6 protein-coding genes are annotated in these 6827 nt (G+C 46.3%); all 6 read right to left on the reverse strand.

What is annotated here, in order from left to right; genetic code table 11:
* Nucleotides 1-10 precede the first annotated feature (10 nt).
* On the reverse strand, nt 11-967 hold the full coding sequence (locus ACQP6D_RS05180) for an iron chelate uptake ABC transporter family permease subunit (RefSeq protein ID WP_370389345.1): 957 nt from the start codon (nt 965-967) through the stop codon (nt 11-13).
* A 7-nt stretch (nt 968-974) separates the two neighbouring features.
* The gene (locus tag ACQP6D_RS05185) at nt 975-1943 is read right to left on the reverse strand and encodes an ABC transporter permease (RefSeq protein ID WP_427857611.1); all 969 of its coding nucleotides are present in this window, start codon (nt 1941-1943) and stop codon (nt 975-977) included.
* 96 nt (nt 1944-2039) lie between these two features.
* Complete coding sequence (locus ACQP6D_RS05190; RefSeq protein ID WP_427857612.1) at nt 2040-3005, reverse strand: siderophore ABC transporter substrate-binding protein; 966 nt, start codon at nt 3003-3005, stop codon at nt 2040-2042.
* A gap of 79 nt (nt 3006-3084) precedes the next feature.
* On the reverse strand, nt 3085-3891 hold the full coding sequence (locus ACQP6D_RS05195; protein ID WP_267390522.1) for a siderophore-interacting protein: 807 nt from the start codon (nt 3889-3891) through the stop codon (nt 3085-3087).
* Complete coding sequence (locus ACQP6D_RS05200; protein ID WP_370389249.1) at nt 3891-4835, reverse strand: alpha/beta hydrolase; 945 nt, start codon at nt 4833-4835, stop codon at nt 3891-3893. The genes ACQP6D_RS05195 and ACQP6D_RS05200 overlap by 1 nt, the downstream gene beginning before the upstream one ends.
* 315 nt (nt 4836-5150) lie before the next feature.
* A complete protein-coding gene (locus ACQP6D_RS05205; protein WP_427857632.1) occupies nt 5151-6761 on the reverse strand; it encodes a FepA family TonB-dependent siderophore receptor in 1611 nt (536 codons plus the stop codon).
* Nucleotides 6762-6827 lie beyond the last annotated feature (66 nt).

Below are 6827 nucleotides of genomic sequence, written 5' to 3' on the forward strand. Positions count from 1 at the left end.
GGTGGCAAGTTCAGGATTGGCGTTTTAATGCCAACCATAGAAACACCAGACCACCACAGAATTCTATAACCACACTCAGTACGCCCTGCATGCCAAGTACGTGTTCGAATATCAGCTGCCCGCAGACCAGTATCAGTGCAGCCATCAGAAACGCAGCCGGAATCCGCAGCCGGTGTGTCATGCTGGGAGTACAGGCATTGACCAGTGCACAAATCAGTAGCCCAAAAAAGCTCACAGGTCCTACGAGTGCTGTGGAAACGGAAACCAGCAGCGCAATCCACAACAGAATATTGCGGCTTAGGCGCGGATAATTGATCCCAAGGGCAATAGAGGCGTTGCGTCCTAGCATCATGACATCCAGCTGATAGCGCATGCGCCAGATCCAGATGGTACTGATTAGCATCACTGTGATGCCAATCATCAGCATACTGACATTTACTGAAGTAAACTGGGCAAAATAGCTGGTCTGAGCGACGGTAAATAGGGTAGGGTCTATCAATCGTTGCAGCAGACTGTTGAAACTGCGAAACATCACGCCGAATATTGTGCCGGTAAGTATCAGCCGAGCCAGATCACCATTGCTGTTTCGAGTTAGCGTACGAAACAGTAGTAAGGAGGCAGCCATCATCAATGGTGCTTCAATGGTAAATTTAGTGAAAGCACCAATGCTGGCGTATCCCACTGCACCAAAGATAAAGAGTGTCAGTGTCTGTAGGAGCAGGTAAAGTGAATCGTACCCTAGCAGACCCGGCGTCAGAATGGGGTTATGGGTAAGTGTCTGGAAAAGTAATGTAGAAACGCCGACTGCATAAGCGACAGTCAGCAGCATCAGCAATTTCTTGCCACGCAGTTGTAAAACAAAATCCCAGCTCCCTTTTACACCGTAAGTCATAAACAAAATGCTGGCAATTATCAACAATATCCCGAGCACGCCGAGAAAACGTGCACCAGAACGGGGCGACGGCATGGTATGGTCAGGTTGCATGTACGGTAGGCTTTCTAAACAGCAGATACAGAAAAATCACGGTACCTACGATACCAAAAATCAGTGATACCGGTATTTCATATGGCGGATCAATGATGCGGCCGATAATGTCGCATACCAGCAGTGCATTGGCGCCCATTAGTGCTACTGACGGCAGATTCTGCCGTAAGCGGTCTCCCGCCAGACGGGAAACAATATTCGGTACTACTAGCCCGATAAACGGAATCTGGCCAACTGTAACAACAACGATGGCTGTAATCATGGCCACTGTGATTAGAGAAATCCACATCATCTGTGCATAGTTTATGCCCAGACTGGTGCTGATATTCTGCCCCAATCCGGCGATAGTGAGCCGGTCAGCTAGAAAATAGATAACCAATGCCATCAGACCAGTAAGCCACAGCAGCTCATAGCGTCCAGCCAATACCGCCGAAAAATCACCGGCAAACCACACAGCCAATAATTGCAAAGTATTGGTTTCCACACCGATAAAGTTAACCAGCGCTTCGATAATACTGCCGTAGATGATGCCGATTAACGGTATCATCATCTGCCGATGTGGCGGTAATCTGCGAAACAAAAATAAAAACAAAGTCATGCCCAACAGGGCAACGATGCTCGCACAGCTCATTTTCGCCAGCTGAGTAGCCTGAGGAAACCAAATAGATACCAATAAGATTCCCAGTGCTGCACTCTGGGTGGCACCAACCATATTTGGTTCAAGAAAACGGTTGCGTAAAACGATTTGTAGCACCATGCCGGCTACAGCCAGAGTAGCACCGGTAAGGATAATCGCCAGCGAGCGAGGCAGGCGGCTGTATATCAGCAGAGAGCGGGTATCGCTGTTACTAAATACATCACTCCAGTGAAAAGCGGCTGCACCGATACTGATGCTGATAATCAGTAATAGTGGCAGCAACAGTATATTGATAGCGTTTATCTGGGAAGAACGAAACATAGGGCAAACAAAGATACAGACAACAGGTTTTCGCTATTGCCACTATTAAATGCGGCAAAGCGAAACCTGAAGGCTGTGAACGAATAATACTTAGTTTTAGTGTGTGAAAGCAGCCTTGATATTGGTTAAGTCGGTTTTCATCTGCTGCACACCACCGGCGGCAAGATAAGAGGCACTGCTTAAGTAGACAATATGATTTTCTTTCCACGCTTTGGACTGTCGTACCAGATCATTGTTGAGTACAGCCTGTGCGGTTTTGCCTTCCTCACCTATGGCTGCGGTGCGGTCAATCACAAATATCCAGTCCGGATTGGTTTTCTGTACATATTCAAACGAAACAGACTGGCCGTGCGGGGAGGCCGGAATATTGGTATCGGCAGCCGGTACTCCGACTTGTGTGTGTATCCAGCCAAAGCGTGAAGAAGGACCGAAAGCAGAAAGTTTACCGGCATTCACCATCAGAATCAGGCCAGTACCCTTTCCTTTGGCCGCCTGCTGCGTTTCAGCTAGCAGATTCTGAATGTCATCATGCAGTTTCTTGGCTTCAGCTTCTTTTTTAAACAGTTTACCGTAGGTATCAAGCATTTTCATGCCATCACCAATCAGATCCTGTCCACTGTCTGTCATATCCATGGTTGGCGCTAGAGCCGCTAATTCATCATATTTAGGTGCCGTACGTCCGGCAATGATAATCAGCTGAGGTTTCAGCGCATTGAGTGCTTCCATATCGGGCTCAAACAAGGTACCGGTGTTGTTTACGGTTTCCAATGTTTGCTGCAAGTAAGGTACCAATACTTTTTTCGGTGCACCGGTTACCGGTACTTTCAAAGCCTGCAAATCATCCAGGGTGGCCATATCAAATACCACAACTTTGGAAGGATTTTCTGGTACTTTCATTTCACCGCGTGCAGTGTTTACAGAGACAGTGGGGCCACTAACAGCAGCTCCTGAAGCACTTGTATTACTGGCAGAACTGTTCTGAGTGTTTTTTTCGCCGCATGCGGAGAGAAGCGATAATGCCAGCATAGATAGAGCAAGTGGTTTCCAGCAGGATTTAAACATTGTCTGAATTTCCTATCATTATTGTTTGCATTAATTATACTGCCTGAATCCGAGGCAGGTCATATTTCGGTGTAAACGCCTATTTTTCAATAAATCGGTGCCGCGCCTCATGATAACTTTCTTCTGTTTCGCCATGGCGCCAGTAAGGGACTGCATAATGGCGTTGTGGTGGTAATTGCCATTGGTTACGCAATAAATCACGCAGCGGTCTGACCATTTCAGCTTCACCAGCAACCCAGGCAAAATCATCTGCACACAGGGGTGGAAAACCGGACACTTTTTCTATTAGTGCCGGAATCTGACTTAAAGTGCCATAAAACATATGCAACTGCATATTGGTAGGCAGGTTTAAAGTGGTTGGTAAATCGCTGGCATCTGGCAACAGTAAAACCACATCTCCACTGGCCTCCTGCTCAATATCAGACAGCAAAGATGCAATCGCTGGTACAGCCGTAATATCTCCAACAAATAAATAACGTGTAGCTGCTTTCAGCATCGGATTCGGGCCTCCCGGTGATGAAATCCCGATGATGTCTCCCGCACGAGCGTGTTCTGCAAATGCCGAAGCCGGACCATTGTCACCATGTTTCACAAAATCAATACTTACCGTGCATGCCTGAGCATCATAATCTCGGATGGTATAAGTGCGCACAATCGGCTTATTGTCTGGATCACCCCATTTAAAACCATGACCGGAAAATTGCGGTAGTTGTGGCGAAGTCTGACCTGCCGACGCCAGAAAAATCTTGATATGAGCACCATTAAACTGATGCGGATAATCAACCAATTCATCACTGTGCAAAACCAGCCGGCGCAGATTAGGGCTTAGATCGATAATATCTTGTACCCGAACCAGATAAGCTTGATGAGGTGACCGTTTATTCATTATTGTGGCCTGATTGAGGGGTGAAAAAGAGTTAGTTGCAGGCTTTTGCCAAACAGGCTGCCATGGTTTTCTTGCGGATAAACTTCGTATTTAACGCTTAAATCAGTATGATGCTGCAATTCATCGGCCAGTTTTCTGCCCAAATTACCTTGTCTGGCCGTTTGTTCGTTACGCATCCGAATTCGGGCGGCAACATGCGGATTTTTAGGAATTTTTTTGGGTCTGAGCTTACTATTGAGTATCAAAAGGCTGCTGCCAGAAAAATCAACCTTACGCTTCAGCATTTCCGCTGCTTCCTGCTGAAGTAAATCGCCATGCAGCCACACAGACGGGTCTGCTGCAATATAGTGTTGAAACAGATTAGGCTGAGTAAATAGAGTATGCAGTACCAGCAACCCGCCATAAGAATGGCCCCACAGCGTTTGATTATCCAGATTGACTGCTACTCTCATCTGTACAGCCGGCATAACCTCATTCTGTATCATATCCAGAAATATATCGGCACCGCCGTTGATTCTGCTGGCATCGAGTGGGTCGGTATTGTTGTCTTCCGGCGCAATGGTGTAGTCGTAGGCGCGTGCCCGCACATCAAAACGTTTATCAGTTGCATAACCTAGCAATACCAATACTGGAGGCTGAGGCTGCCGTGCCAGTATCTGCATGTTTTCAGGAGTTAGAAAAGTCAGTATGGCATTTCCGTCCAGCGCGTAGAAAACAGGATAACCCCCAGCAGGAGGCTGTTGTGCAGGAATCCCGATGTAAATGCGGTACTGGCGCTGTCCGTCTGTAGATGTTAGCGGCAGGGTTGTAAAATGATAACCGCCATTTTGCTGTTGCAGCACAGCAAAATCAGCACTTTCATTCAGATTAGGCTGGGCTTTAGCTGTATTGTGCAAGATTAAGGCCGTAAAAAACATTAATAAAAAAATGATAATCTGGCGCATATTTAATCTTTCCGTCAGTTGATTGACTTTAGTAAGCATATGGAGACAACAAGACGGTAGCGAAGTAAGATTAGGTTGCTGCATTGCAAAAAAAGATGAAAGAGTACTTAATTAACACACCAGATCAGGATTTTGGTTAAATCTTTCAGATAATCAATAAATTATGTTTACCTTTGCTGATAGGACTATCCTTGATTATTTATAAATAATAATCATTACTATTTATAAATATAACTTATTTGAACATCGAAGTCACGTGAAAACCAAATATTTTTTATCAGGCTGCCACAGTGACAACCTGATGCTTCGGCATAATCAGAAAGAAACTTTCATATTGCCCCACACTGCACGTCCCCGTTCGTTATAAGTGTAGGCCGTACCGCGTAAAGTGGAAGCATAGATGCGCTTATTGAATATATTTGACATCCCTGCGCGAACATTGATGTTTTTATTCACCGCATATCCGGCTGAAATTCCCCAGATACCATAGCTGCCCATTTCTTCGCCACTCAGGCCAACTGTACCTTGTCCGCCATTGCCAATCCCTGCTTCTACCGGATTGACCGGCACGGTACGTGGTTTCTGTCGGCCGTAATAGGTATAAGTCAGCAACGTATCCCATTTTTCCGTAGGTGCCCAGGCCAGAGAGGAGTTAATTGTATATTTGGGAATAATAGACAACGGATTACCGGTTTCCTTGTTTTTGGAATTAAACATATAAGTAAAATTATTCACCCATTTCCACTGTTTGGAAAACGGCAAAGTAAAGTTGCCTTCCAGTCCCTCTACCAGCGCTTTACGTGTATTGGTCCATTCAAAGTAATCATAGCCACCGGGGCGGGCACTGATTCCGGAACTTCCGGTGAAAATGATTTGCCGTCCGGCTTCAATCTTATTTTTATAATCATTACGGAAATAAGCCAGCGAAGCCAGATAGCCATTTTTGCTAAATTCAAAGCCAATTTCCTTATTCACACTGGTTTCCGGTTTTAGCTTACTATTACCAATCAAGTAGCAACCGCGGCCACTGCCTGAAGAAACAGCACAGCCGTTACCTTTACTGTACAGCATATAGCTGTCTGTACTTTGATACAGGTTAGGTACTTTGTATGCTCGTGCGATACCACCTTTGAGCAGCCAGTTTGGATGCAACTGCCATGACATATTGATTCCGGGGCTAACATTACCGCCAGTTTTATTATTATGGTCATAGCGCAGCATCGGTACCACTTTCAACTGTTCGGTAAGACTGATATTGTCTTCCACGTAGCCGGCCCAGCTACTAAGCGATGGCGTGTGATTAGCCGCAGCTGGGTACACAGCATTCGGCATAGGAATGCGGCGCAGACCGTCAGGATCATTCAGCTTATCGTGCTGATATTCTGCTCCCATAGTTAAAACATGCGGTACCCAAACAGAAAAAGGAATGTGAACTTCACCGGCCAGCCGCTTGGTAGTCAGGACACTGTCAGCATAGGTGATATCTTTCGTTCCTAAATCTTGACACAAACCTTCCGGTCCACCCGCAAGCGCCTCAGAACAATGACTATTAGTAGTTTTATCATATTGCGCCACCAGCTTGCTATCACCCCAATCCCATGCGCCTTCATGGGTGAGAGCAAAACTTTGCCGATATACACGGCGCGTTTCCTTACCATATAAACTTTGCGTATAATCGGTTTGTACATTATTTGGCCCATCGCCATTGTAGCGGTTACCCTGTCTACTATACGTGGCATCGAGCGTTAGAGTTTGTGCCGGAGAAAGACGCCATGCCAGCCGGCCGCCCACATCCTTATTCAGTAGACCCTCTTGACCGGCTACCAAAGATTTGCTGCCTTTGTCTCCCGAACGTTGATTGATATAAGGAGAATCAGCATCAGTACTGTCGCCCCTGCTGGGTTTGCAGGTTTGGGGGCGTGACAGTTATTGCAGGGGTTCGTGACAGTTATTGCAGGGGGGCGTGACAGTTATTGCAGGGGTTCGTGACAG

The organism is Snodgrassella sp. CS2, assembly GCF_050310315.1.
Taxonomy (GTDB): domain Bacteria; phylum Pseudomonadota; class Gammaproteobacteria; order Burkholderiales; family Neisseriaceae; genus Snodgrassella; species Snodgrassella alvi_E.

Bases quoted from the DNA above. Each gene is read 5' to 3' on its own strand.
- ACQP6D_RS05180 (WP_370389345.1), bottom strand. From the start codon at position 967: ATGCCGTCGCCCCGTTCTGGTGCACGTTTTCTCGGCGTGCTCGGGATA.
- ACQP6D_RS05185 (WP_427857611.1), bottom strand. From the start codon at position 1,943: ATGTTTCGTTCTTCCCAGATAAACGCTATCAATATACTGTTGCTGCCA.
- ACQP6D_RS05190 (WP_427857612.1), bottom strand. From the start codon at position 3,005: ATGTTTAAATCCTGCTGGAAACCACTTGCTCTATCTATGCTGGCATTA.
- ACQP6D_RS05195 (WP_267390522.1), bottom strand. From the start codon at position 3,891: ATGAATAAACGGTCACCTCATCAAGCTTATCTGGTTCGGGTACAAGAT.
- ACQP6D_RS05200 (WP_370389249.1), bottom strand. From the start codon at position 4,835: ATGCGCCAGATTATCATTTTTTTATTAATGTTTTTTACGGCCTTAATC.